Raw genomic sequence first — 23,214 nt, forward strand, 5'->3', positions numbered from 1 at the left:
AGGGCAGCGTGAGGGGACCCGTCGTGGTGGTCGGTGACACCCTGCTGGACCGGGACGTCGAGGGGGTGGTGAACCGGCTCTGCCCGGACTCGCCCGTGCCGGTGCTGGACGAGACCGCGCACGTCGACCGGCCCGGTGGTGCCGGGCTGGCCGCCGTCTTCGCCGCCGCGCAGGGCGCCGACGTGGTGCTGGTGACCGCGTTGGCGGACGACGCGGGGGGTGCCCGGCTCGCCTCGTTGCTCACCGACGCCGGTGTGCAGGTGTATCCCCTCGGGCTGCGCGGCGGCACGCCGGAGAAGGTCCGGCTGCGCGCCCGGGGTCGGGTGCTGCTGCGCCACGACCGGGGCGGCGCGGCCGGTACGCCCGGCGAGCCGTCCGAGGCGGCGCTGCGGGTGATCGCCCGGGCCTCCGCCGTGCTGGTCAGCGACTACGGCCGGGGCGTCGCCCGGCAGCCCGCGCTGCGGGCGGCGCTGACCGCCACCCGGGCGCCGGTGCTCTGGGACCCGCATCCGCGGGGACCGGCGGCGGTTCCGGGGGTGCACCTGGTGACCCCCAACGAGTCCGAGGTGCGGGAGCTGGTCACGGTCGCGCCGGGGGCGACCCGGCTGGCGACGGCGGCGCGGGGCGCCCAGGGGCTGCGCCAGCGCTGGCGCGCCGGCGCGGTCGCGGTGACCCTGGGCGGGGACGGGGCGCTGCTCTGCCACGCCGGCGCGACGCCGATGGTGGTGCCGGCCCCGGCCGTCGCCGAGGGGGACACCTGCGGGGCCGGTGACCGGTTCGCGGCCACCGCCAGCCTCGCCCTGGCGCGGGGGGCGCTGGTCTCCGAGGCGGTGCAGGAGGCGGTCGCCGAGGCGTCGGCGTACGTGGCCGGCGGGGGAGTGGCGACGGCGCTGCCGCGGGCGGCGCGTCCGCTGCCGCCGGCGGTCTCCGGCCCCGGCGGCGAGCGCGTCGGCGTGGCCGCGGCCGCCGGCGTGGTGTCGGCGGTACGCGCGTCCGGCGGGACGGTGGTGGCCACCGGCGGCTGCTTCGACCTGCTGCACGCCGGGCACGTGGCGACGTTGCAGGCCGCCCGGCAGCTCGGCGACTGCCTGGTGGTCTGCCTCAACTCCGACGCGAGCGTGTCGGGGCTGAAGGGCCCGGACCGGCCGGTGATCCCGCAGGGCGACCGGGCCCGGCTGCTCGCGGCGCTGAGCTGCGTCGACGCGGTCATGATCTTCGACGAGGCCACCCCGCACGCGGCGCTGTCGTGGCTGCGGCCGGACGTCTGGGTGAAGGGTGGCGACTACGCCGGTGACGGCGGCGAGCCCGCCCTGCCCGAGGCGGAGGTCCTGCGCCGCTGGGGCGGCAACGCCGTGGTGGTGCCGTACCTGGACGGCCGCTCCACGACCGGGCTGATCGCCGCCGCCCGTTCCACCGGCACCGCCGTGCCGCTCGTCGGGCTGCCGCTCACCGACACCGTGCCGCCGGCCGGTCCCGCTCCCGGTGGCGGGCCGGCGAGACCCGGCGGCGAGCACGAACGGGCGCGGGCCGGCCTCGCGGGACCGACGACGGCGGAGGGCACCCGATGAGCGCCGGGTCGCCCGGCGCGGGGCGCACCGTGCTCGTCACGGGCGGATCGAGCGGCCTGGGCGCCGCCGTGGTCGCGGCCGTGGCCCGGGCCGGCGGCCGTCCGCTGGTGCTGGACCGGCAGGCGCCCGCCGACGGGGTGCCGTGGGTGGAGTGCGACCTGGCCGACACCCGCGCCGCGGAGGCCGCCACCCGGCAGCTCGCCGAGCGCTCGGGCGGGCTGGACGCGGTGGTCACCGCGGCGGGGACGGACGTGCCCGGAAAGCTGGCGGACACCCCCGGCGAGACCTGGGAGCGGATCGTGGCCGTGGACCTGCTCGCCACGGCGGCCGTCGTACGGGCCGCCCTGCCCTTCCTGGAGACCTCCCGGGGGAGCATCGTCACCGTCGCCTCCACGCTCGGGGTGAAGGCCGTGGCGGACGCGACGGCGTACTGCGCCGCGAAGTTCGGGGTCGTCGGCTTCACCCGGGCCCTCGCCGCCGAACTCGCCGGCAGGGTCGGCGTCACGCTGCTCATCCCCGGCGGCATGCGCACCGCCTTCTTCGACGAGCGCGACGCCGCGTACAAGCCCGGTCCCGACGCCGTCCTGAACGACCCCGCCGACACCGCCGCCGCCGTCATGTTCGCGCTGTCCCAACCCGCCGGCTGCGCCGTCCGCGAGATGGTCGTCTGCGCCGACCAGGAGACCTCCTACCCGTGATCCTCGCCCTGCGTGCCCTCGGCGTCGGCGACCTCGCCACCGCCGTCCCGGCCCTGCGCGCCCTGCGTGCCGCCCACCCCGGCCGGGACCTCGTCCTCGCGGCACCCGGCTGGCTGGCGCCGCTGGTCGACCTGGTCGGCGGCGTCGACCGGCTGGTGCCCACGGACGGGCTCGGTCGCCCCGACCCGGCCCTGGGGACGCCGCGCGTCGCCGTGAACCTGCACGGCCGGGGGCCCGAGTCGCACCGGATGCTCGCCGGCACCCGTCCCGGTCGGCTGCTCGCCTACGCCAGCCCCGAGGCCGGCCACCACGACGGCCCCGAATGGCGCGACGACGAACACGAGATCGACCGCTGGTGCCGGCTCCTCGACTGGTACGGCATCCCCGCCGACCGCACCGACCTGGACCTGCGGCGCCCGGCCCCCGGCGGCGCCCCGACCGGCATGACCGTGCTGCACCCGGGCTCCAAGATCCCGGCGAAGCGCTGGCCGCCTGGACGCTTCGCCGCGCTGGCCCGGGAACTGGCCGCCCGGGGGCACCGGGTGGTGCTCACCGGCAGCCCCGACGAGCGGGCCACCGCACAGCGGATCGCGGCGGCCGCGGGGTTGCCCGCCGACGCGGTGCTGGCCGGCCGGACGGACCTGGGCCGGCTGGCCGCGCTGGTGGCGTACGCCCGCCTGGTGGTCAGCGGGGACACGGGCGTGGCGCACCTGGCGACCGGCTACCGCACGCCGTCGGTGGTGCTCTTCGGCCCGGTCTCCCCGGCGCGGTGGGGGCCGCCGCCGGGCCGGCCCCGGCACCGGGCGCTGTGGGCGGGTGGACAGGGCTCGCCCAGGTGGGAGGGGGTGGGAAGCCATCCGACGCTGGCGGCCATAGGGGTCGACGAGGTGGTGACCGCCGTGGACGAGGTGGAACGGGCGGTGCGGGTCTCCCGTGCGGTTGCGGCGTAGCGATCCGGGCAGGCCGGGGTACGGGCGACGCCGGCGCGGCCGGGGCTGGCTCTTCCTGGACCCGTCCGGGCAGCCGGTCCGCGACCCCGACCGGTTGGGCCGGCTGCGTGAGCTGGTGATCCCGCCCGCCTGGCGCGACGTGTGGATCTGCCCGTACCCGAACGGGCACATCCAGGCCATCGGCATCGACGCGGCCGGGCGCAAGCAGTACCTCTACCACCCGACGTGGCGGGAGAGGCGCGACGAGGCGAAGTTCGACCACGTGCTGGAGGTGGCCCGCCGGCTGCCGGTGCTGCGCGAGCGGGTCGGGCGGGACCTGTCCGGCCGGGGACTGCACCGCGACCGGGTGCTGGCGACGGTGACCCGGCTGCTGGACATGGGCACGTTCCGGGTCGGCAGCGACCAGTACGCGGCCGGCGACGACCCGACGTTCGGGGTGTCGACCCTGCGCCCCGAGCACGCCCGGTCCCGGGGCGGCTGCGTGGTGTTCGAGTTCCCCGCCAAGGGCGGCGTCGAGCAGGTGCGTCGCATCGAGGACCCGGAGTTGTGCCGGGTGCTGGTCAACCTGCGCCGCCAGCGCCGGTCGGCCGACCGCCTGTTCGGCTACCGGGACGGCGGGGACTGGCGCGACGTGCGCAGCGACGAGGTCAACGAGTACCTGCGGGACGCCAGCGGCGGGGAGATGACGGCGAAGGACTTCCGCACCTGGCACGCCACGGTGCGGGCGGCGACCGAACTGGCGACGGTGGGCCCGCCGCGCTCGGCGACCGCCGGCAAACGGGCGGTCGCGGCGGTGATGCGTGACGTCGCCGAGCTGCTCGGCAACACCGCCACCGTGGCCCGCACGTCCTACGTCGACCCGCGCGTGGTCGACCTCTTCCACGACGGCGTGGTGGCCCCGGTCGACCCCGCGACGCCCCGCGAGAAGGCCGAGCGGATCGTGCTCGAACTGCTGGAGGACGCCTGAGGCGGCCCCGGCGCCACTCCTGAGCGGGGGCGCCGGGGCCGGTCCGGTCACCGGGCGACCGCCCGCCTCCCCCGTGGCGGCGGGCGGCTCGCCACGGCCCCCTTCGGCGGTCCGATCCCGGCCGGCGCCGGGGCAGGGAGGGATCGGACACCTCGACGTCAGTCTGCCCCGACCGGGTTGACCGTGGACGCCGCCGGGTTGACTCTCCGTGCCGCGCTCACTCCGCCTGGCCGGCCCGCCAGGCCTGCGGCCCGACGCCGTGCGCCTTGCGGAAGATCCGGCTGAAGTGCGCCTTGTCGGGGAAGCCCCAGCGGGCCCCGATCGCCTGGATCGGCTGGCCGCGCAGGCCCGGGTCGGCGAGGTCGTGCCGGCACCGCGCCAGGCGCAGCTCCCGGATGTACGACGCGACCGTCGACTCCTCGGCCGCGAAGAGCCGGTGCAGGGTACGCAGCGAGACGTGGTGCGCGTCCGCCACCACCTGCGGGCTCAGCGTCGCGTCCCCGAGGTGCCGCTGGATGTACGCCCGCATCTGGGTGACGAGGGCGCGCCTGCGGACCTCGGTCGGCACCACGTCCTCGGCCACCAGGTGCCGACCGAGCATGGTGGACGCCAGGTCGAGCCCGACGGCGCCGAGGCGGGTGGCGTCGGCGGCGTGGTACTGCTCGGGATGGTGGGCGATCTGGAGGAGGAACTGGGCGAGCAGCGCGCCGATCCCCTCGGTGCCCGACATCCGGCCGCCGAGCAGCGGCGCCAGCCGGTCCGGTGACAGCGGCAGCGCCGCGTGCGGGATGAGCGCCACGACGGACCGGGCCGGTTCGCGGCCGTCGTCGTCGCCGAGGTGCCGCACCCCGTGCGGTCGCGACCCGTCGTAGAAGATGAACTCATCCGGCCCCAGCACGCTGCTCCGGCCGGCCTGGCTGGCCGCGCCGTCCCCGTCGACGGTGAGCGCCAGCGTGTAGATCTCCGGGGCCGACTCGCGCCCCAGCCTCGGCGTCCGGACGCCCTCCAGCGACGGGTACCGGTAGTTGACCACCTGGATCGGGCCGAGCTCGACGATCTCCGCCCGGGCGGTGAAGTCGTGCGCGTGCTCGGTGCGGATCCGCAGCGGCGAGGCCGTACGCGCCACGAGGTCGAGCCACATGTCGAAGCGTTCGGCCGCCGGCACCTGCTCGGTGTCGACGACGGTCGGCCGAAGCATCCGCTCCCCCGTCCTCGCGCCGGTCCGGTGCCCATTGTCCATCGTGGGCGCCCGCCCCGCCCAGCGCGTTTCCCGGCCCCGGCTCCCGCCCAGCCCAGCGCGCTTCCGGCCCGGCGCCCGCCCCGCCCCGGCCCCCGGTCGACGGGGCCGGGTCAGGCCGTGGCCGTCCGGCCCCGGATCAGCACCTCGACGCCGTCGAGGATCCGGTCGAGGCCGAACTGCCACTCCGTGTCGAACACCTCGTCCTGCTGTCCCTCGGCGCTCTCCGCCAGCAGCTCCCGGATCGACGGGTAGGCGCCGTGCCGGGTCAGCAGGGCGAGCTGCTGCCAGTACCGCATCCCGGCGTCGTCGGGGTCGAGCTGTTCGCGCGCCGCGGCCTCGTCGAGGTCGGCGGTGAGGGTGGCCCAGTTCCGGGCGTACCCGCTGACCAGCATGATCGTCGAGAGCCGCTCGATGCCGTGCAGGCCGGTGCCGTGCAGGGCGGCCAGCCCCTGCTCCATCCAGCGCACCTGGTTGGGGCCCAGCGGCGGGCCGCTGATCGGGACCTGCCGGATCCACGGGTGGCGGTGGATGGCCGTCATGTTGGCCAGCGCCCAGCGGGCGAGTGCCGGCCGCCAGCCCTCGCCCGGGGCGCGTGGCGCGGGCGGGTCCCCGTACGCGGTGTCGGCCATGAGCTCCAGCAGGTCGTTCTTGGCGGAGACGTAGCGGTAGAGCGACATGGTCGCCACGCCCAGCTCGCCGGCGACCCGGCTCATCGACACCGCCGGCAGCCCGTCGGCCTCGGCCACCCGGATGCCGGCGGCCACCACCTGCCGCATCGTGAGGCTGCGCCGGGGTCCCTTGCCGGGTCGTTCCCGCAGGCCCCAGGCGAGCTCGATGCTCTCCGGCAGCTCGACGTCGGCGTCGCTCATCCTCACCTCCCGGTACGCGGTGTTGACCGCCATCCTAGCTTCTGCGTATGGTGCACGCAGAATGGCGTATGACGTACGCAGAAAGCGGAGAGTGAGGGGCGATGGGAGTGACAGACGCGGCGGTGGAGACCGTCGACCTACGCAGGTCGTACGGCGGGGTGGCGGTGCTCGACGGCCTGAGCATGCGGGTCGCCCGGGGCAGCGTGCACGCCCTGCTCGGCCCGAACGGGGCGGGCAAGACCACGACGGTCCGGATCCTGGCCACGCTCACCACGCCCGACGGGGGCCTGGCCCGCGTGGACGGCCACGACGTGGTCCGCGACCGGAGCCGGGTCCGGCGGGTGATCAGCCTCGCCGGCCAGCACGCGGCGCTCGACGACCAGCAGACGGGCGCGGAGAACCTGCACATGATGGCCCGGCTGGCCGGGCTGGCCCCGGCCGCCGCCCGGCGGCGCGCCACGGACCTGCTGGAGCGCTTCGACCTGGTCGCCGCCGGCGGCCGGCGGGTGGTGACGTACTCCGGCGGGATGCGCCGCCGGCTCGACCTCGCGGCCAGCCTGGTCGGCCAGCCGTCCGTGATCTTCCTCGACGAGCCGACCACCGGCCTCGACCCGCGCAGCCGGCAGGGGCTGTGGGAGGTGGTCGCCGAGCTGGCCGGCGCCGGGGTGACGGTGCTGCTCACCACGCAGTACCTGGAGGAGGCCGACCGCCTCGCCGACCGGATCGCGGTGCTGCACGGTGGCCGGTTGGCCGCCGAGGGCAGCGCGGGCGACCTCAAGCGCCGGTTCGGCGCCCACCGGCTGGAGCTGACGCTGCGTGACGCGCGGAGCTTCGCCGAGGCGACGCACCGCCTCGGCGGGCGCGTGACGCACCGCGACCCGGCCCGGCTGGAGCTGGCGGTCGCCACCGACGGCGGCGCGCCGGAGATCCGCCAGCTGCTCGACGAGGTCGATCCCGACCGGGAGGGGCTCGCCCGGTTCACCGTCCGCGAGGCGACCCTGGACGACGTCTTCCTCACCCTCACCGGCGACCCGGTGCCCGCCCGACGGGAGGCGGCCGGTGTCTGAGCTGACCCTGCGGCCGACCCGTGCCGGCGAGGCCCTCGTCATGATGGCGCGCTGCGTACGGCTGTCCCGGCGCAACGTCGACGCGCTGCTGACCTCGCTGCTGCTGCCGGTGCTGCTGATGCTGCTCTTCGTCTACCTGTTCGGGGGCGCGATCGACACCGGCACCCGCTACGTCACCTACGTCGTGCCCGGCGTGCTGCTGCTCTGCGCCAGCTTCGGCGCGGCGACCACCGCCGTCAGCGTGACCACCGACCTGACCAACGGGATCATCGAGCGGTTCCGCACGATGGACGTCAGCGCCACCGCGATCCTCGGTGGGCACGTCGCCGCCAGCATCGCCCGCAACACCGTCTCCACCGTGCTGGTGCTGGCCCTCGCCGTCGCCATCGGCTTCCGCCCGGCCGTGGACCCGCTGCGCTGGCTGGCCGCGTTCGGGGTGCTGCTGCTCTTCCTGCTCGCCGTGTCCTGGCTGTCGGCCGCGTTCGGCCTGCTGGCCCGCACCCCGGAGGCCGCCAGCGGCTTCACCTTCCTGGCGATGTTCCTGCCGTACCCGAGCAGCGCCTTCGTGCCGGTGGAGACGATGCCGGGCTGGATCCGCGGCTTCGCCGACCACCAGCCCGTCACGCCCGTCATCGAGACGCTGCGCGCCCTGCTGCTGGGCACCCCGACGGGCACCGCCCCGGTCCTGGCGGTGGCCTGGTGCCTCGGCGTCCTGGCCGTCTCGGTGCCCCTGACCGCCGTGCTGTTCCGCCGCCGCGTGGCCTGACCGCCACCGGCCGGCCGCGCCCGCCACCCACCGGCCATCGTCGGCGGTTGCCGGCACGTGCGGTCACTCTCGCCGGAACGCGCGACGGCGGCACCGGACCTCGTCCGGTGCCGCCGTCGTCGTCTGCGCGTCAGTCGTTGAGCACCTGGGAGAGCCGGTCGCGGAAGCGCCGCTCGGAGTCGCTGACGACGTCACCGCCGAGGCCCAGGATGCCGCCGCTGGAGGCCGCGCCCACCACCTGCTCGGCGATCTCCACCAGCCAGTGCTTGTAGGCGCCGGCCTCGCCCTCGTCCGTCCGGGCGGCCAGCAGCACCGCCGCCTCCCTGGCCCGGCCCAGCACGTCCTCCAGGTAGGCGCGCGGGTCGGACGGCGCGATGACCGGCATCTCCTCGCCGGCCTCCGGGTCGCCCACCCGGGTGACGATCTCGCCGGCCACGGCCGCGACCAGCGGGCTGGCCGACTCCCGGCCGGCGGCGATGGTCTCCAGCCCGGCCGCGTTCTCGGCCATGGTGCGTCGGGTGCCGTCGGACTCGGCGGCGCTCGCCGCGGTCAGCACCGACTGCGGCAGGCCGACCAACAGCCCCCACTCCTCGTCGGAGAAACCGAATCCGGTGTACGCCGGCTGCTCGATCACGGCAAAGCCCCTTTCCGCACTGATGTCGCTCGTCGTCCACGGCCCCGGCCAGCGGTGCCCGGCTCAGGCTAGTCGAGGGTCAGCAGGCCCTGTTCGGACACCACGCTGACGGACAGCGTCTTGTACCCCACCTCGTCGAAGAGAACCGTCATCCGGTCCTCCTCGTAGCTCAGCACCAGGCCGTGCCCCCACTCCGGGTGCCGGACCTGGCTGTGCACGGGGAAGGGCCCGACCGCGCCGTCGTCGGGGGTGCTGGTGCCGGCGTGGCAGTTGTCGCAGTGCCCGCAGACCTCGGTCATCTGCTCACCGAAGTAGGCCAGCAGCGTCTGCCCCCGGCAGGCGGTGGTCTCGGCGAAGGCCCGCATCATGTCGGTACGCGACCGGGTCACGGTCTGCTGCCGCTCGGCCTCCGCCAGGGCCGCCGCGGCGGCGTCCACGGGCGCGGGGGAGTAGCGGGGGACGCCGATGCGCTGCTTCGCCCTCGGCTCGGCCGCGCCGACCTGCTCCAGCAGGGCGAGGTACTGGCCGAGTTTGCGCGGGCCGAGCCCGGTGAGCTCGCGCAGCTCCTTCTTGTTCCGTGCCTTCTTGCGCAGCAGCGCGGACAGGTCGCGCAGCTCGTCGGCGTTCGGCAGGCCGCCGCTGAAGAAGCGTTGCAGCCCGACGTCCTCGCCCTGCCACAACAGCAGCACCCGGGCCGGGGCGCCGTCGCGGCCGGCCCGCCCGATCTCCTGGAAGTAGCTGTCCGGCGAGTCCGGCAGTGCCATGTGGACGACCCAGGCGATGTTCGGCTTGTCGATGCCCATGCCGAAGGCCGAGGTGGCGACCATGATCGGCACCTGGTCGGCGAGGAACGCCTCGTGCAGTTCGGCGCGTGGCCCGGCCGCCATTCCGCCGTGGTAGAACTGCGCCGGGTAACCGGCGTCGGTGAGCCGGGCCGCCAGCTCCTCGGCGGAGCGCCGGGTGGGCACGTAGATGATGCCGGGCCGGGTGTCGTCGCTCAGCAGGGCGAGCAGCCGCCGCCACCGGTAGTCCTCAGTGGGGCAGTGCGCCACCTCGAGGAACAGGTTCGGCCGGTCCAGCCCGGAGACCACCACCTCGGGCTCGGTCAGCCGCAGCCGGGCGATGATGTCGTCGCGTACGGGCGGGGAGGCGGTGGCGGTCAGCGCCACCACCGGGGGTCGGCCGATGCCGTCGATGAGGTGGCCCAGCGCCAGGTAGTCGGGGCGGAAGTCGTGCCCCCAGGCGGAGATGCAGTGCGCCTCGTCGATCGCCACCAGCGCCGGCTTCAGCGACTTCACCTCGGCCATCCGGTCCGGGTTGGCGAGCTGCTCCGGGGTGATGAAGAGGAACTCGGCCCGCCCCTCGCGGATCTCGGTGATCGCCTGCGCCTGCTGGGCGGCCGACTCGTTCGAGCTGATCCGCACCGCACGCAGCTCCGGCCGCTGCCGCTCGTTGAGCGCCGCGATCTGGTCCTGCTGGAGGGCGAGCAGCGGGGAGATCACCACGGTCGGGCCGGGGATCAGGCTGGCCGGGATCTGGTAGATCGCCGACTTGCCGGCGCCGGTGGGCAGCACCACCAGGGCGTCACGGCGCTTCATGACCGCCCGCATGGCGGCCAACTGGTGGGGCCGCAGTGCGGTCCAGCCGAAGAGGCTCTTGGCCGCGCGGCGCAGTGTCGTGGAGTGCGTGGACAGTTTCATCGAGGGCCGGAGGTACCCCCGGCGATCAGCGGCGAAACCGGCGGCTGACGTGATCCGGTCGCCGCCGTGTCACCGCCGCAGAGGCGGTCCGCCGAACGCGCCCGCCGCCGGGGCGCCCGGCCGTTCTCCGGGCGCCCCGGCGAGCGGGGCGGTCAGCGTACGCGGGGGAACACCTCGTGCTGGTAGAGGTCGAGCAGGCCCTGCCAGTTCGGGCCGGTGTTGGCCACGTAGACCTCGTCGAAGCCGGCCTTGGCGTACTCCTCGATCTTCGCCAGGTGCGCGTCGGTGTCCCGCCCGCAGACGAAGGCCTCCTTCATCGCCTCCGGCCGGACCAGCTGGCCGGCCTGCTCGAAGTGCCGCGGCGACGGCAGCACCTGGGACAGCTCACCGGGCACCCCGGCGTTCGGCCAGCGCTCGTACGCGATCCGCACGCCCTCTTCCTCGGTCTGCGCGTACGCCGCCTTGAAGCCGGCCTGGCACGGCTTGTCGCCGCCGCCGTTCTCCCGGAACCGCCGGACGAGTTCGGCGTCGGGCGAGGTGTTGACGAAGCCGTCGCCGATGCGGGCGGCGAGGTCGACGGCCTTGGGGCCGAAGCCCGAGACGTAGACCGGCGGGGGAGTGTCCGGCAGCGTGTAGATCCGGGCGTGCTCGACGGTGTAGTGCTTGCCGTGGTGGTTGACGAAGCCGCCCCGCCACAGCTCGCGCATCACGTCGACGGCCTCCTCCAGCATCTCCAGCCGGACGTCGGCCTGCGGCCAGGCGTCGCCGAGGATGTGCTCGTTGAGCGCCTCGCCGCTGCCCACCCCGAGTACGAACCGCCCGGAGTGCAGGACCGCGCTGGTGGCCGCCGCCTGCGCCAGGACGGCCGGGTGGATGCGCACGGTCGGGCAGGTCACGGCGGTGGTGACCGGGAGCCGGCAGACCTGGCTGAGCGCGCCGATCACCGACCAGACGAAGGGGCTCTGCCCCTGCGCGTCCGTCCACGGGTGGTAGTGGTCGGAGATCCAGAGCGCCTCGAAGCCGGCCCGCTCCGCGCCGCGCGCCTGCTCCAGCAGCTCGGCCGGCGTGTACTCCTCGGTGGACAGAAAGTAGCCGATCCTCATCGTTCCCCCTCGCCGTGTCGTACCGGTCCAACGAGGCAGGCGGTACCCCGACGGCCGCCGTCGAACCGCGGTGCCGGCGCCGGGCGGCGCCTCAGCGCCGGAACATCGCGCGGATCGCGGCGAGCAGCAACAGGCCGCCGACGACCAGGCCGAGCAGGCGTACGCCGGGGATGTCGGCCGGGCTCGTCGCGTCGGCCAGCAGCAGGGGATCCATCCCCGAACTGTCCCCAGCTCCGCGCCCGACGGCAACTGTAAGGTTTATTGACTATTTACTCGCGCGGTGTGACCATGTCAGCACCGCCGCCGGTGGCGGGCCGCCGGGCGCGGAGAAGACGGGGGTACGACGACCGCATGAGCGAGCGACACATCAGCCACCACACCGGCGGGCCGGCGTGAGCGGGCGCGACGGGAGCCTGACGGCCCTGGCCGCCGCCGTCCTCCAGCCGGGCTTCGTCGGCACCACGCCGCCACCCTGGATCTGCCGCTGGCTCGGCGAGGGCCTCGGCTCCGTGGTGCTCTTCGCCCGCAACGTGGTCGACCCCGAGCAGGTGGCCGCCCTCACCGCCACCCTGCGCGCCGAGCGCCCCGACGTCGTCGTCGCCATCGACGAGGAGGCCGGCGACGTCACCCGGATCGAGTCCGCCCGGGGCAGCTCCCGGCCCGGCAACTTCGCCCTCGGCGCGGTGGACGACCCGGCGCTGACCGAGGAGGTCGCCCGCGACCTGGGCGCCGACCTCGCCGCGCTGGGGATCACCCTCGACTACGCCCCCGACGCCGACGTCAACTCCAACCCGGCCAACCCGGTCATCGGCGTACGCGCCTTCGGCGCCGAGCCGACGCTGGTCGCCCGGCACACCGCCGCCTGGGTGCGCGGCCTCCAGTCGGGCGGGGTAGCCGCCTGCGCCAAGCACTTCCCGGGACACGGCGACACCCAGGTCGACTCGCACCACGACCTGCCCCGGATCGGCGCCGACCGGGCCCGCCTCGACGCCGTGGAGCTGGCCCCGTTCCGGGCCGCCGTGGCCGCCGGGGTGCAGGCCGTGATGACCGGCCACCTGCTGGTGCCGGCGCTGGACCCGGAGCTGCCCGCCACCCTCAGCAACCGGATCCTGGGCGGGCTGCTCCGCGACGAGCTGGGCTTCTCCGGCGTCGTGGTCACCGACGCGGTGGAGATGCGGGCGGTCGCCGACCGGTACGGCTTCGCGGCCACGGCCGTGCGCGCCCTCGCCGCCGGCGCCGACGCGATCTGCATCGGCGGGGAGCGCGCCGACGAGGGGACGGCCCGACTGCTGCGGGACGCCATCGTCGCCGCGGTCGTCGCCGGCGACCTGCCCGAGGAGCGCCTCGCCGAGGCGGCCAAGCGGGTGGGACAGCTCGCCGCCTGGACGGTGGCCGCCCGGGCCGAGCGGCCGTCCCGGTCCCGCCCGAGCGCCGCCGGTTCGGCCGTCGGGCTGGCCGCCGCCCGCCGGGCGCTGCGGGTCACCACCGCGCCCGCCGGCGTCGGCGCGCTGCCGCTGACCGGCCCCGCCCACGTGGTCGAGTTCGAGCCGCCACGCAACATCGCGATCGGTCCGGAGACCCCGTGGGGGCTCGCCGCTCCGCTGGCCGACCTGCTCGCCGGCACCACCACCGTCCGCTACGCCGAGGCCGACGTGCCCGCCGACCCGACCGCCGGGGCGGCCGGCCGGTGCGTGGTGCTGGTGGTGCGCGACCTGCACCGGCACGACTGGATGCGGGCTTCGGTGAGCCGTGCGCTGGCCGCCCGCCCGGACGCGGTCGTGGTCGAGCTGGGCGTGCCCGAGCTGGTCACCGGCGCGGTCCACGTCGCCACCCACGGCGCCACCCGGGCTGCCGCCCACGCCGCCGTCGCGCTGCTGACGGGCCGCTGACCGCCCCCGCACCCCGACCGGTGCCCCCGGGCTACGGCTCGGGGGTGACCAGGTCGGCGTACTCGGCATGGCGGCCGATGAAGGCCGCCATGAACGGGCAGCGCGGCACCACCGTCGTGCCGCGCTCGCGGAGCTGGTCGAGGGTGCCCCGGACCAGGGCCGCGCCGACGCCCATGTTCTGGAACCTCGGGTCGACCTCGGTGTGGGTGAAGACCAGCACCTCGCCGCGCGGCAGGTACGCGGTGAACCCGGCCAGCGCGTCGTCGACCAGGATCTCGAACCGGTGCTTGGCGGGATTGTCCTCGACCAGGGTGCTCACCCGGCCATTCTGCCCCCGCGACCGGCGAGCCGGTCCAGTTCCCCCAGCAACCCGTCCACCTCGTCGGCGGTGTTGTAGTGGTAGAGGCTGGCGCGCACCGCCCCGCCGCTGTCGCGCAGCCCCATCGCCTGGAAGTACTCGTACGCGTAGTAGTCGCCGGCGGAGAGGCAGAAGCCGGCCGCGCCCAGCTCCTCCTGGGTCCGCTGCGGGGAGAGCCCGGCCAGCCGGAAGGACACCGTCGGGCAGCGCCGGGCGGGGGAGCCGAGCACCGTGACGCCGGGCAGCGCGGCCAGCCCGGCGAGCAGCCGGTCCAGCAGCGACTCCTCGTACGCCCGCGCGGCGCTCAGCCCGGCGACCAGCCGCTCGCGCCGGCTCCCGGTGGCCGCCGGGTCCAGCCCGGCCAGGTGGTCCACGGCGGCGGCCACGCCGGCCAGCAGGGGGAAGCTCGGGGTGCCGTACTCGAAGCGGTCCGGCACCGCGTCGGAGGAGGGCAGCAGCTTCGCCGGGCGCAGCCGCTCCCACGTCGCCGGGGCGGCCACCATCGCGGCCAGGTGCGGCCCCGACCACTTGTAGGCGCTGGTGACCAGGAAGTCGGCGCCCAGCGCGGCGACGTCGGTGGGCCCGTGCGGCACCGAGTGCACCCCGTCGACGCAGACCAGCGCGCCGACGGCGTGCGCGGTCGCGGCGATCGCCGCCACGTCCGGGACGGTGCCGGTCGCGTTGCTTCCCGCGGTCACCGCGACCAGCCGGGTCCGCTCGCCGACCAGTTCCGCGTAGCGGGCCGCCGGAAGCTCCGCGGTGTCCCGGTCGAACTCGGCCCAGCGCACCGTCGCGCCGGCCGCCTCGGCCGCCTGCACCCAGGGTCGAACGTTCGCGTCGTGGTCGAGCCGGGAGACCACGACCTCGTCGCCGGGCCGCCAGCCGGCACCCAGGGTCCGGGCCAAGGTGTACGTCAGCGCCGTGGCGCTCGGCCCCAGCACCACTCCGTCGGGTTCGGCGCCGAGCAGGTCGGCCACGGCCGAGCGGGCGGCGGCCACCATCTCCAGCGAGCGCCGGCCGGGCGCGAAGGCGGCGCTGCGGTTGCCCACCGCCGCGCGCATGGCGGCGGTGACCGTGTCGACGACTCCGGCGGCGGTCTGGGTGCCCCCGGCGCCGTCGAGATGGACGAAGCCCTCGGCGAGGGCGGGGTAGGCGGCCCGGGTGCGGGCGATGTCGAACGGCATGCCCGGGACCCTAACGCCCCGCCCCGGGCGCCCCACCTGCGCGGATGATCACGCCCTGCCGGAGTGGTCCGCGTCTCGTACCCTTGGCGGGGTGACGAACCGACGTGTTGCCTTCCCGCTGACCCCCACCCGCCGGGCCGCCGGCCTGTTGGCCGGCCTGGCGCTCGGCGCCGCCGTGCTCGCCGGCTGCAGCTCCGAGGGCGCCAGCACCGACTGCGGTCTGGACGCCTGCACCGTCACCTTCGACCGGGGCGTGGACGCCAGCGCCACCATCCTCGGCGTGGAGGCGAAGCTGATCGGCGCGCAGGGCGACCAGGTCACCGTCGAGGTCGCCGGCGAGCAGCTGTCGCTGACGACGGGCCAGCAGGCCACCGAGGTCGGCGGCTTCGCGGTGACGCTCGACAGCGTCACCGACCAGGAGGTCAAGATCCGGGTGTCGAGGAACCCGGGCAACTGACCCGACCGGGGCGGCGGTGGCCGACGTTTGGAAATCTTCGTATTCGGTGATTGAGGCGCCATGTCACTCACCCGGAATGCCGAAGCCACCGCCTCCCGTACGGCGAACAGCAGGTGGCTCGAGTTGTTGGCCAGAGTCGGTTTCATCGGCTACGGCATCGTGCACCTCCTGTTCGCCTGGCTGGCGTTGCAGATCGCGTTCGGCAAGGCCGGCGACGACGGCGACCAGTCCGGCGCGCTGCGCACCCTCGCCCAGCAGCCGATGGGCAAGTTCCTCGTCATCGCCATCGCGGTCGGCCTGCTCGCCATGGCGATCTGGCAGGCGCTGGAGGCGGCCGTCGGGCACCGCGCCGAGCGCGGCAAGGAGCGCGTCTGGGAGCGGATCGCCTCGGCGGGACGCACCGTCGTCTACCTCTACTTCGCCTGGACGGCCTTCAAGGTCTTCAAGGACGCCGGCTCCAACAGCGCCGACCAGCAGGAGGCGCTGACCGGCAAGCTCATGGAGTCCTCCGGTGGCCGCTGGCTGGTCGGCCTGGCCGGGCTCGGCCTCGCCGCGATCGGCGTCGGCCTGGTGATCTACGGGCTGATCAAGCGTTTCGAGAAGCACCTCAAGACCGGTGAGATGAATGCCAGGACGCGCCAGCTCACCCGCCGGCTGGGCATGGCCGGCTACATCGCCAAGGGCGTCGCGTACGGCATCTCCGGCCTGCTGATCATCCTGGCCGCCGTCAACTACGACCCCGAGAAGGCCCGCGGTCTGGACGCGGCACTGCGCGCGCTGCGCGACCAGGCGTACGGCCAGATCCTGCTCACCCTGGTGGCGCTCGGCATCGCCGCCTTCGGCGTCTTCTGCTTCCTGCAGTCCCGGTATCGCAAGGTCTGAACCTGGTCGATTCCGGCGTCGCCGGGCACTATTGGGCCTTTGCCCGAAGCACGTGCCCGGCGTCAGGAGGAGGAAGGAACCTGTGCAGAGCTACTTCGGGACGATCGTCGCCGCGCTCGCCGCGGCGGCGATCGCCTTGTTCGCGGTCGAGGTCGCGCACCGCGTGATCCGGCGGGTCGGTCGGCGCTCGCTGCTGCTGACCGAGCTCACCGACCACGCGCACCGGTCCATCCAGGTCGCCGCCACCGTCGTCGCCGTCCAGTTCGCCGTGCGGTTCAGCACCGGCTACGCGGTCGGCGACCAGTGGCGCCAGGTGCTGCTGCACCTGCTGGTGCTCGGCGTGATCGCCAGCGTCGCCTGGCTGGTCGCCTCGCTGCTCGTCGTGGCGGAGGACACCGCACTGGCCCGGTTCCGGGTGGACGTGCCGGACAACCGGCACGCGCGGCGGGTGCGGACCCAGGTGGTCATGCTGCGCCGGTTGACGATCGCGGTGATCGTCGTGCTGGCGGTGGGCGTGATGCTGATGACCTTCCCGGCCGTACGCGGCATCGGCGCCGGCGTGCTGACCAGCGCCGGTGTGGTCGGTGTGGTCGCCGCGCTGGCCGCGCAGAGCCTGCTGGGCAACGTCTTCGCCGGGCTCCAGCTCGCCTTCAGCGACGCGGTCCGCCTCGACGACGTCGTGGTGGTGGAGGGGGAGTGGGGCCGCATCGAGGAGCTGACGCTCAGCTACGTGGTCGTGCAGATCTGGGACGACCGGCGGCTGATCCTGCCCACCTCGTACTTCACCAGCAAGCCGTTCCAGAACTGGACCCGCACCGAGGCGGCAGTGCTGGGCACCGCCGAGTTCGACGTCGACTGGGCGGTGCCGGTGCAGGCCATGCGGGAGGAGCTGCGCCGCCTCGTCGAGGGCACCGAGCTGTGGGACGGCCGGGTCTGCGTACTCCAGGTGACCGACGCGACCGGCGGGACGATCAAGGTGCGTGCCCTCGTGAGCGCCGCCGACGCCGGCAGCCTCTGGGACCTGCGCTGCCTGGTCCGCGAGCACCTGGTCGCCTGGATCCGGGACCACCGGCCGACCGCCATGCCCCGGATGCGTACCGAGATCGGGGACGCCGAGAGCAACCTGGCGTGGCAGTGGGTACGCCCCCGCCGGCCGGTGCGCCGGCTCAACGACGCCGAGGTGCCCGACGACGCGCGGGTCTTCGGCGGCAGCGACGACGGCGACGCCCGCAGCGAGGCCTTCGTCGGCCCCGACGAGCCCGCCGAAGCCCGCCGCTGACCACCCTCCCCCCACCACCACCTCACCCGGTCCCACCTTGCGCGGCGCCCCGCACACCCCAAGGGCGGGCGCGCCCCGCCCAAGCCGGGCGCGCCCCGCCCAAGCCGGGCGCGCCCGCCCCAAGGCGCGGCGTCGATCATGCAGTTGTGGTCCCCCGCAAAAGGGGCATCGTTCGGATAAAGCCCACCACAACTGCATGATCGACCCCAGCGGTGGGCGGGGCGGGGGCCACGGGGTAGGGCGGGGCACGGGGCCAGGGTGGGTGGGTCGTGACCTGTGGGGGGCCGGGGCGTTGGAGGTGTGGGCGGGGTTGTGCCTCGTGGGGCGGCCGGGCGGAGTGCGCTGGCTCGGGAAGTTTGACCGGGCGTTTGGCGGGGACCTGCTGCGCGACGCTTCTGCACCTTCTTCCGCGCCGGGCGGCGGCTCGGGGACGCGGCGGTCCGGGCTCAACGGCTGCCGAGCGAAGGATTGACGGGCGGCGACTCCGGGCATACAGCGCGGTGATGATGAAAGGAGGACAGCATGGCTGACGTGGCGAACGCCCGCACATCCCGTACCGGGAGCGAGCCGTCCACCGCCGAGCTGGTGCAGCGGGCCACGGAGCAGGTCTCCCGCCTGGTCCGGGACGAACTGGCCCTGGCCCGGGCGGAGCTGACCCAGAAGGGCAAGCACGCCGGTATCGGCATCGGTCTCTTCGGCGGCGGCGGGGCGCTGGCGCTCTACGGCCTGGGTGCCCTGGTCGCCACCGCGATCCTGCTGCTCGACCTGGTGCTTCCGGCCTGGGCGGCGGCCCTGATCGTCGCGGTGGTGCTCTTCGCGATGGCCGGGGTCCTGGCCCTGGTGGGCAAGAAGCAGGTCAGCCAGGCGGTCCCGCCGGTGCCGCAGGCCGCGGTCCGTAGCGTCCGGGCGGACGTGGACACGGTCGCCGCCGCCGTGAAGGACAGGGGACGGGCATGACGACGGGCAACGGCCGGGGCACCGGCGACACCGAGGCGCTGCGGGAGGAGATCCGGCGGACCCGGGTCGAGCTGGGGGAGACGATGGAGGCGTTGGCGGCCAAGGCCGACGTCAAGGCGCGGCTGAGGTCCTCCGCCGACCAGGCGAAGGAGCGGATGCGGGACCAGACGGCGCAGACCGTGGCCCGGGTGCGCGGGCAGGCGGCGCAGAAGGCGCAGCTCGCGCGGGAGCAGGCGCAGGAGAAGGGTGCCGTCGTACGGCGTAACCCGACGCCGTTCGTCGCCCTCGCGGCGGGCGCGGTGGCGGCCTTGATCGTGTTGGTGATCGTACGGGGGAGGCAGCGGTGAGCAGGGGTATCGGAAAGGCCGCGTACAAGCCGGTCGGCGTATTGATGGGCATCGCCGCCGGTACGGTCGCGGGCGCGATCTTCCGGCAGGTGTGGAAGATGACGGCGGGCGACGGCGAGGCGCCCAGCGCCACCGACGAGGACCGCGGCTGGGGCGAGATCCTGGCGGCGGCGGCGTTGCAGGGAGCGATCTTCGCGGTCGTCCGGGCCGCCGTCGACCGGGGTGGCGCGGTGGGCGTACGCCGGTTCACCGGAAGCTGGCCGGACTGACCCGACAACGACGAAAAGGACCCCCGTACCGGCGCGCTGGTGCGGGGGTCTTTTCGCGCGGGTGCAAGGGCCCACCCAGCGGATCTTCGGCACCCGTCAGGTCACATGTCGAAGAATTTCGTCCGGTACTCTGTGCAGAGTTTTCGCTACGTGGTTTGCTGTTCCACGCTGTTGAGAGATGGCGTGGGTTGAGCGAAGTCTCCTTCGTGGGGGCCGCCTCAGGCACCGCTGCTCGAAAACGGCCAATCGGCCGCACGGCGTGCTCGGCCGCCAGTTTTAGAAGGAGATACACATGGCGCAGGGAACCGTGAAGTGGTTCAACGCAGACAAGGGCTTCGGCTTCATCACCGTCGACGGCGGGGGTGCTGACGTGTTCGTCCACTTCTCGGCCATCCAGACCAGCGGCTACCGCACGCTGGAGGAGAACCAGCGGGTGGAGTTCGAGATCGCCCAGGGTCAGAAGGGTCCGCAGGCCGAGCAGGTCCGCCCCATCTGAGCAGTGCCGGTCGGCAGCCGCCGGCCAATGCTGTGATCCGGCGCCCGGAGCACAGCGAAGCCCCGTATCCCGCCCGGGATGCGGGGCTTTCCGCGTTCACGGGCCCGCCACCGCGGCCGGTACGCGAGCTGTCCGCGCCCGGCCTGTCGCTCGCCAACCTGGCCGCCCACCTGGAGGGGGAGCCGAGACGGCGGCGAGCGGCGGACGGCGCTCAGCGTCGCTTGCGGGCGTGCAGCCCGAACCAGAGCGCGACCAGCCCGGCCAGGACGACGACGGGCCCCAGTACGGCCCAGATCCGCTGGTCGGTCATCACGCTGCCCTCGACGTAGCCGAGGCCCTGCACCGTCCACACCGCACCGCCGACCACGGCGAGCAGGCCGAGGGTGAGCGGCAGCCAGCCCTTCATCGCGATTTCCCTCCGTCGATCCCTGTCCGGGCCGCCCGGCTCACCACCGGTCGTGCACCCGCGGACGGACCAGTTCGTCGTAGACCTCCGCCATCGCCGCCAGCTCCCGTCCGGAGAGCGGGGCCTGGTTGGCCACGGCGGCGTTGCCCCGGGCCTGGGCGGCGTCGCGGGCGCCGGGGATGACCACGGTGACGCCGGGCTGGTCGACGACCCAGCGCAGCGCGAACTGGGCCATCGTGCGCCCGTCGCCGGCCAGCGGCGCCAGCCGGCGCACGGCGGCCAGGCCCAGCGCGAAGTCGACCCCGGAGAAGGTCTCGCCCACGTCGAACGCCTCGCCGTGCCGGTTGTAGGTGCGGTGGTCGTCGGCGGCGAAGGTGGTGTGTTCGTCGTACCGGCCGGAGAGCAGCCCGCTGGCCAGCGGGACGCGGGCGACGACGCCGACCCCGGCGGCGGCAGCGGCCGGGAGCACCCGGTCGAGGGGCTTGCGCCGCAGCGCGTTGAGGATGATCTGGACGCTGGCCACCCCCGGCCGGGCGATGGCGGTCAGCGCCTGCTCGCAGGTCTCCACGCTCACCCCGTAGCCGGCGACGCGTTCCTCGGCGACCAGGGTGTCCAGCGCGTCGAAGACGGCGTCGTCGGCGAAGACGGCGGTGGGCGGGCAGTGCAGCTGCACCAGGTCGAGGGTGTCCGTGCCGAGGTTGCGCCGGGACCGGTCGGTCCACTCGCGGAAGTGCGCCAGGGTGTACGCCTCGGGCGTCTGCGCGACGCGGCGGCCCATCTTGGTGGCGACCGTCAGCGTGGCGTCGGGCCGGCTCCGCAGGAACCGCCCGATGAGCTGCTCGCTGCGCCCGTCGCCGTAGACGTCCGCCGTGTCGAGGAAGGTGACCCCCGACTCGACGGCGGCGGTCAGCACGGCGGTGGCGTCGGCCTCGCTGACCGTGCCCCAGTCCGCGCCGAGCTGCCAGGCGCCCAGCCCGATCACCCCGACGCGCCGCCCCAGCCGGGGGAAGGTGCGCTGCTGCATGGGACTGAGCCTAGTGATCGGCTTGTCCGGTCGCGCGACGGGCCGTACGGTGAAGCAAGACGGACGTACGGTTTGGGAGGCAGCGATGTGGGATCCGACGACGTACCTGCGCTACGGCGACGAGCGCTCCCGGCCCTTCCACGACCTGCTCGCCCGGGTCCCCGCCGAGCGCCCGCGCGCGGTGGTCGACCTCGGCTGCGGCCCGGGCAACCTGACCGCCACCCTCGCCGCGCGGTGGCCGGACAGCCGGGTCGCCGGCCTCGACTCCTCACCGGAGATGATCGCGGAGGCCGCCGCCACCGCTGCCGTCGCCCCCGGGGTCTCCTTCGCCGTCGGCGACGTCCGGCACTGGCACCCGGAACCCGACGTGGACGTCGTCATCAGCAACGCCGTGCTCCAGTGGGTGCCCGGCCACCGGGACCTGCTCACCCGCTGGGCCCGGGAACTGCCCGTCGGCGCCTGGCTGGCCGTGCAGGTGCCGGGCAACTTCGACGCCCCCTCGCACCGGGCGCTGCGCGAGGTCGCCGACCGGCCGGCGTGGCGTGCCGACGTCGCACCGCTGCTGCGCCGCCCCCCGGCCGACGACACCGCCGTCGGCTACGCCGAGCTGCTGACCGCTGCCGGCTGCGCGGTGGACGCCTGGGAGACTACCTACGTGCACCTGCTGCCGGCCCGCGTCGACGCGGACCACCCCGTGCTGAGCTGGCTGGAGGGGACCGCGCTCCGGCCGGTCCGCGCGGCCCTGGACGCCGCCGGCTGGGCCGACTTCCGGGCCGAGCTGGGCGTACGACTCGCCGAGGCGTACCCGGTGCGGCACGCTCAGGTGCACTTCCCGTTCCGCCGCGTCTTCTTCGTCGCCCGCACCGGCGCCCGCGCAGAGGAGAACCAGTGATCGACCTGCAAACCTTCATCGCCGGACTGCCCAAGGTGGAGCTGCACGTGCACCACGTCGGCTCCGCCTCGCCCCGGATCGTCGCCGAGCTGGCCGCCCGCCACGAGGGCCGCAGCCCCGTGCCCGCCGACCCGGCCGCGCTCGCCGACTACTTCGCCTTCCGCGACTTCGCGCACTTCATCGAGGTCTACCTGAGCGTCGTGGACCTCATCCGCGACCCCGAGGACGTCTGGCTGCTCACCCACGAGGTCGCCCGCGAGCTGGCCCGCCAGCAGGTCCGCTACGCCGAGCTGACCGTCACGCCCTACTCGCACGTGCACCGGGGGATCCCCGCGCCCGCCTTCTGCGAGGCGATCGAGGACGCCCGCAAGCGGGCCGAGGCGGACTTCGGCATCGAGCTGCGCTGGTGCTTCGACATCCCCGGCGAGGCCGGCCTGGCGGCGGCCGAGGAGACGCTGCGCATCTCGCTGGAGGAGCGCCCGGACGGGCTGATCAGCTTCGGCCTCGGCGGCCCCGAGATCGGGGTGCCCCGGCCGCAGTTCAAGCCGTACTTCGACCGGGCCCGGGCGGCCGGGCTGCGCTCGGTGCCGCACGCCGGCGAGACCACCGGCCCGCAGACGGTCTGGGACGCGCTGCGCGACCTCGGCGCGGAGCGGATCGGGCACGGCATCTCCGCCGCGCGGGACCCGGAGCTGCTGGCCTATCTCGCCGAGCACCGCATCGGCATGGAGGTCTGCCCGACGTCCAACGTGCGTACCCGCGCGGTCGCCAGCATCGAGGAGCACCCGCTGCGGCAGTTGGTCGAGGCCGGCCTGCTGGTCACCATCAACTCCGACGACCCGCCGATGTTCGGCACCACCCTCGACGAGGAGTACGCCGTCGCGGCCCGGCTGCTCGACGTGGGTCCGGAGGGGCTGGCGGCGCTGGCCCGTGACGCGGTGACCGCCTCGTTCCTGGACCCGGCCGGCAAGCGGCGGATCACCGCCGAGATCGACGCCCATCTGGCCGCCGCCACCGGCTGAGCGCACAGAGGGGGCGGCGCGCGGCGGGAGGAGGTGTGGGGGGACCGAGTCTCCCGCCGCGCGCCCGGCTCCACCGGCCGGTGGGGTGCCCCGAGGCATTGACCGGTGGAACTGATGGGTTCGGATTCGATCCTGTCAGCGCCGGCCCGCTCCGGCACCACGGTTAACCGCGATCTAAGGAAGACTTGCG

General features: G+C 74.8%; 26 protein-coding genes. 16 read left to right on the forward strand and 10 right to left on the reverse strand.

Features of this window, described 5'->3' with window-relative positions; translation table 11 throughout:
* The first annotated feature begins 8 nt into the window (after positions 1 to 8).
* The 4 genes from OG989_RS17615 to OG989_RS17630 are packed head-to-tail and all read left to right on the forward strand — an operon-like array spanning position 9 to position 4,183.
* Entirely contained in the window at positions 9 to 1,568 is a 1,560-nt protein-coding gene (locus tag OG989_RS17615) for a PfkB family carbohydrate kinase (protein ID WP_327027642.1), read from the forward strand.
* Positions 1,565 to 2,266 (forward strand): SDR family oxidoreductase, encoded by a 702-nt coding sequence (locus tag OG989_RS17620; RefSeq protein WP_327027643.1) that lies wholly within the window; start codon positions 1,565 to 1,567, stop codon positions 2,264 to 2,266. Before OG989_RS17615 ends, OG989_RS17620 begins: the two co-directional genes overlap by 4 nt.
* The gene (locus tag OG989_RS17625) at positions 2,263 to 3,216 is read left to right on the forward strand and encodes a glycosyltransferase family 9 protein (protein WP_327027644.1); all 954 of its coding nucleotides are present in this window, start codon (positions 2,263 to 2,265) and stop codon (positions 3,214 to 3,216) included. Before OG989_RS17620 ends, OG989_RS17625 begins: the two co-directional genes overlap by 4 nt.
* On the forward strand, positions 3,200 to 4,183 hold the full coding sequence (locus OG989_RS17630) for a DNA topoisomerase IB (RefSeq protein WP_151456113.1): 984 nt from the start codon (positions 3,200 to 3,202) through the stop codon (positions 4,181 to 4,183). Before OG989_RS17625 ends, OG989_RS17630 begins: the two co-directional genes overlap by 17 nt.
* Before the next feature lie 217 nt (positions 4,184 to 4,400).
* Here the strand turns inward: OG989_RS17630 and OG989_RS17635 are convergent, their stop codons facing one another.
* Positions 4,401 to 5,381, reverse strand: coding sequence for a helix-turn-helix domain-containing protein (locus OG989_RS17635; RefSeq protein WP_327027645.1), 981 nt, complete (start codon positions 5,379 to 5,381; stop codon positions 4,401 to 4,403).
* A gap of 152 nt (positions 5,382 to 5,533) precedes the next feature.
* Positions 5,534 to 6,325: a TetR/AcrR family transcriptional regulator gene (locus tag OG989_RS17640; protein WP_327027646.1), complete on the reverse strand. Its 792-nt coding sequence runs from the start codon at positions 6,323 to 6,325 to the stop codon at positions 5,534 to 5,536.
* 68 nt (positions 6,326 to 6,393) lie between these two features.
* On the opposite strand from OG989_RS17640, the gene OG989_RS17645 reads away from it, so the two are divergent.
* Together OG989_RS17645 and OG989_RS17650 are read left to right on the forward strand one after the other, a co-directional pair.
* A complete protein-coding gene (locus OG989_RS17645) occupies positions 6,394 to 7,359 on the forward strand; it encodes an ATP-binding cassette domain-containing protein (protein ID WP_327027647.1) in 966 nt (321 codons plus the stop codon).
* Positions 7,352 to 8,125 (forward strand): ABC transporter permease, encoded by a 774-nt coding sequence (locus tag OG989_RS17650; RefSeq protein ID WP_327027648.1) that lies wholly within the window; start codon positions 7,352 to 7,354, stop codon positions 8,123 to 8,125. Before OG989_RS17645 ends, OG989_RS17650 begins: the two co-directional genes overlap by 8 nt.
* Positions 8,126 to 8,255: 130 nt before the next feature.
* On the opposite strand, the gene OG989_RS17655 is transcribed toward OG989_RS17650, so the two are convergent.
* From OG989_RS17655 to OG989_RS17670, 4 genes are all read right to left on the reverse strand, one after another.
* Complete coding sequence (locus OG989_RS17655; RefSeq protein ID WP_132236000.1) at positions 8,256 to 8,759, reverse strand: hypothetical protein; 504 nt, start codon at positions 8,757 to 8,759, stop codon at positions 8,256 to 8,258.
* Between the two features lie 68 nt (positions 8,760 to 8,827).
* Positions 8,828 to 10,459 carry a RecQ family ATP-dependent DNA helicase gene (locus OG989_RS17660; protein ID WP_327027650.1) on the reverse strand — a complete coding sequence of 544 codons (1,632 nt, stop codon included), beginning with the start codon at positions 10,457 to 10,459 and terminating at the stop codon, positions 8,828 to 8,830.
* 152 nt (positions 10,460 to 10,611) lie between these two features.
* Positions 10,612 to 11,562, reverse strand: coding sequence for a TIGR03557 family F420-dependent LLM class oxidoreductase (locus tag OG989_RS17665; RefSeq protein WP_327027652.1), 951 nt, complete (start codon positions 11,560 to 11,562; stop codon positions 10,612 to 10,614).
* Positions 11,563 to 11,653: 91 nt separating this feature from the next.
* The gene (locus OG989_RS17670) at positions 11,654 to 11,776 is read right to left on the reverse strand and encodes a hypothetical protein (RefSeq protein WP_255474757.1); all 123 of its coding nucleotides are present in this window, start codon (positions 11,774 to 11,776) and stop codon (positions 11,654 to 11,656) included.
* Between the two features lie 178 nt (positions 11,777 to 11,954).
* On the opposite strand from OG989_RS17670, the gene OG989_RS17675 reads away from it, so the two are divergent.
* On the forward strand, positions 11,955 to 13,451 hold the full coding sequence (locus OG989_RS17675; RefSeq protein ID WP_151456108.1) for a glycoside hydrolase family 3 protein: 1,497 nt from the start codon (positions 11,955 to 11,957) through the stop codon (positions 13,449 to 13,451).
* A gap of 31 nt (positions 13,452 to 13,482) precedes the next feature.
* Here OG989_RS17675 and OG989_RS17680 read toward each other — a convergent pair whose 3' ends face one another.
* Positions 13,483 to 13,770 carry a GNAT family N-acetyltransferase gene (locus OG989_RS17680; RefSeq protein ID WP_151456107.1) on the reverse strand — a complete coding sequence of 96 codons (288 nt, stop codon included), beginning with the start codon at positions 13,768 to 13,770 and terminating at the stop codon, positions 13,483 to 13,485.
* Positions 13,767 to 14,993, reverse strand: coding sequence for a cysteine desulfurase-like protein (locus OG989_RS17685; RefSeq protein WP_327027654.1), 1,227 nt, complete (start codon positions 14,991 to 14,993; stop codon positions 13,767 to 13,769). The genes OG989_RS17680 and OG989_RS17685 overlap by 4 nt, the downstream gene beginning before the upstream one ends.
* A gap of 91 nt (positions 14,994 to 15,084) precedes the next feature.
* Between OG989_RS17685 and OG989_RS17690 the strand changes: the two genes are divergently transcribed.
* The 7 genes from OG989_RS17690 (at position 15,085) to OG989_RS17720 (ending at position 19,680) form a co-directional block, all read left to right on the forward strand.
* A complete protein-coding gene (locus tag OG989_RS17690; RefSeq protein ID WP_311414303.1) occupies positions 15,085 to 15,450 on the forward strand; it encodes a hypothetical protein in 366 nt (121 codons plus the stop codon).
* Positions 15,451 to 15,510: 60 nt separating this feature from the next.
* Positions 15,511 to 16,332 carry a DUF1206 domain-containing protein gene (locus OG989_RS17695; RefSeq protein ID WP_327027655.1) on the forward strand — a complete coding sequence of 274 codons (822 nt, stop codon included), beginning with the start codon at positions 15,511 to 15,513 and terminating at the stop codon, positions 16,330 to 16,332.
* An 82-nt stretch (positions 16,333 to 16,414) separates the two neighbouring features.
* Positions 16,415 to 17,611: a mechanosensitive ion channel family protein gene (locus OG989_RS17700; RefSeq protein WP_327027656.1), complete on the forward strand. Its 1,197-nt coding sequence runs from the start codon at positions 16,415 to 16,417 to the stop codon at positions 17,609 to 17,611.
* A gap of 522 nt (positions 17,612 to 18,133) precedes the next feature.
* Positions 18,134 to 18,568 carry a phage holin family protein gene (locus OG989_RS17705; RefSeq protein WP_151456905.1) on the forward strand — a complete coding sequence of 145 codons (435 nt, stop codon included), beginning with the start codon at positions 18,134 to 18,136 and terminating at the stop codon, positions 18,566 to 18,568.
* The gene (locus OG989_RS17710; protein WP_151456904.1) at positions 18,565 to 18,915 is read left to right on the forward strand and encodes a DUF3618 domain-containing protein; all 351 of its coding nucleotides are present in this window, start codon (positions 18,565 to 18,567) and stop codon (positions 18,913 to 18,915) included. The genes OG989_RS17705 and OG989_RS17710 overlap by 4 nt, the downstream gene beginning before the upstream one ends.
* Positions 18,912 to 19,184, forward strand: a complete 273-nt coding sequence (locus tag OG989_RS17715; RefSeq protein WP_121395419.1) for a DUF4235 domain-containing protein — start codon at positions 18,912 to 18,914, stop codon at positions 19,182 to 19,184. Before OG989_RS17710 ends, OG989_RS17715 begins: the two co-directional genes overlap by 4 nt.
* A gap of 292 nt (positions 19,185 to 19,476) precedes the next feature.
* Entirely contained in the window at positions 19,477 to 19,680 is a 204-nt protein-coding gene (locus OG989_RS17720) for a cold-shock protein (protein WP_007075740.1), read from the forward strand.
* A gap of 211 nt (positions 19,681 to 19,891) precedes the next feature.
* On the opposite strand, the gene OG989_RS17725 is transcribed toward OG989_RS17720, so the two are convergent.
* Together OG989_RS17725 and OG989_RS17730 are read right to left on the reverse strand one after the other, a co-directional pair.
* A complete protein-coding gene (locus OG989_RS17725; RefSeq protein ID WP_151456903.1) occupies positions 19,892 to 20,086 on the reverse strand; it encodes a hypothetical protein in 195 nt (64 codons plus the stop codon).
* A 40-nt stretch (positions 20,087 to 20,126) separates the two neighbouring features.
* Positions 20,127 to 21,110, reverse strand: coding sequence for an aldo/keto reductase (locus tag OG989_RS17730; protein WP_327027669.1), 984 nt, complete (start codon positions 21,108 to 21,110; stop codon positions 20,127 to 20,129).
* An 85-nt stretch (positions 21,111 to 21,195) separates the two neighbouring features.
* Between OG989_RS17730 and OG989_RS17735 the strand changes: the two genes are divergently transcribed.
* Entirely contained in the window at positions 21,196 to 22,002 is an 807-nt protein-coding gene (locus tag OG989_RS17735) for a trans-aconitate 2-methyltransferase (RefSeq protein ID WP_327027671.1), read from the forward strand.
* Positions 21,999 to 23,024 carry an adenosine deaminase gene (locus OG989_RS17740; protein WP_327027673.1) on the forward strand — a complete coding sequence of 342 codons (1,026 nt, stop codon included), beginning with the start codon at positions 21,999 to 22,001 and terminating at the stop codon, positions 23,022 to 23,024. The genes OG989_RS17735 and OG989_RS17740 overlap by 4 nt, the downstream gene beginning before the upstream one ends.
* Positions 23,025 to 23,214: the final 190 nt, after the last annotated feature.

It is taken from the genome of Micromonospora sp. NBC_01740 (assembly GCF_035920365.1).
Lineage (GTDB): Bacteria > Actinomycetota > Actinomycetes > Mycobacteriales > Micromonosporaceae > Micromonospora > Micromonospora reichwaldensis.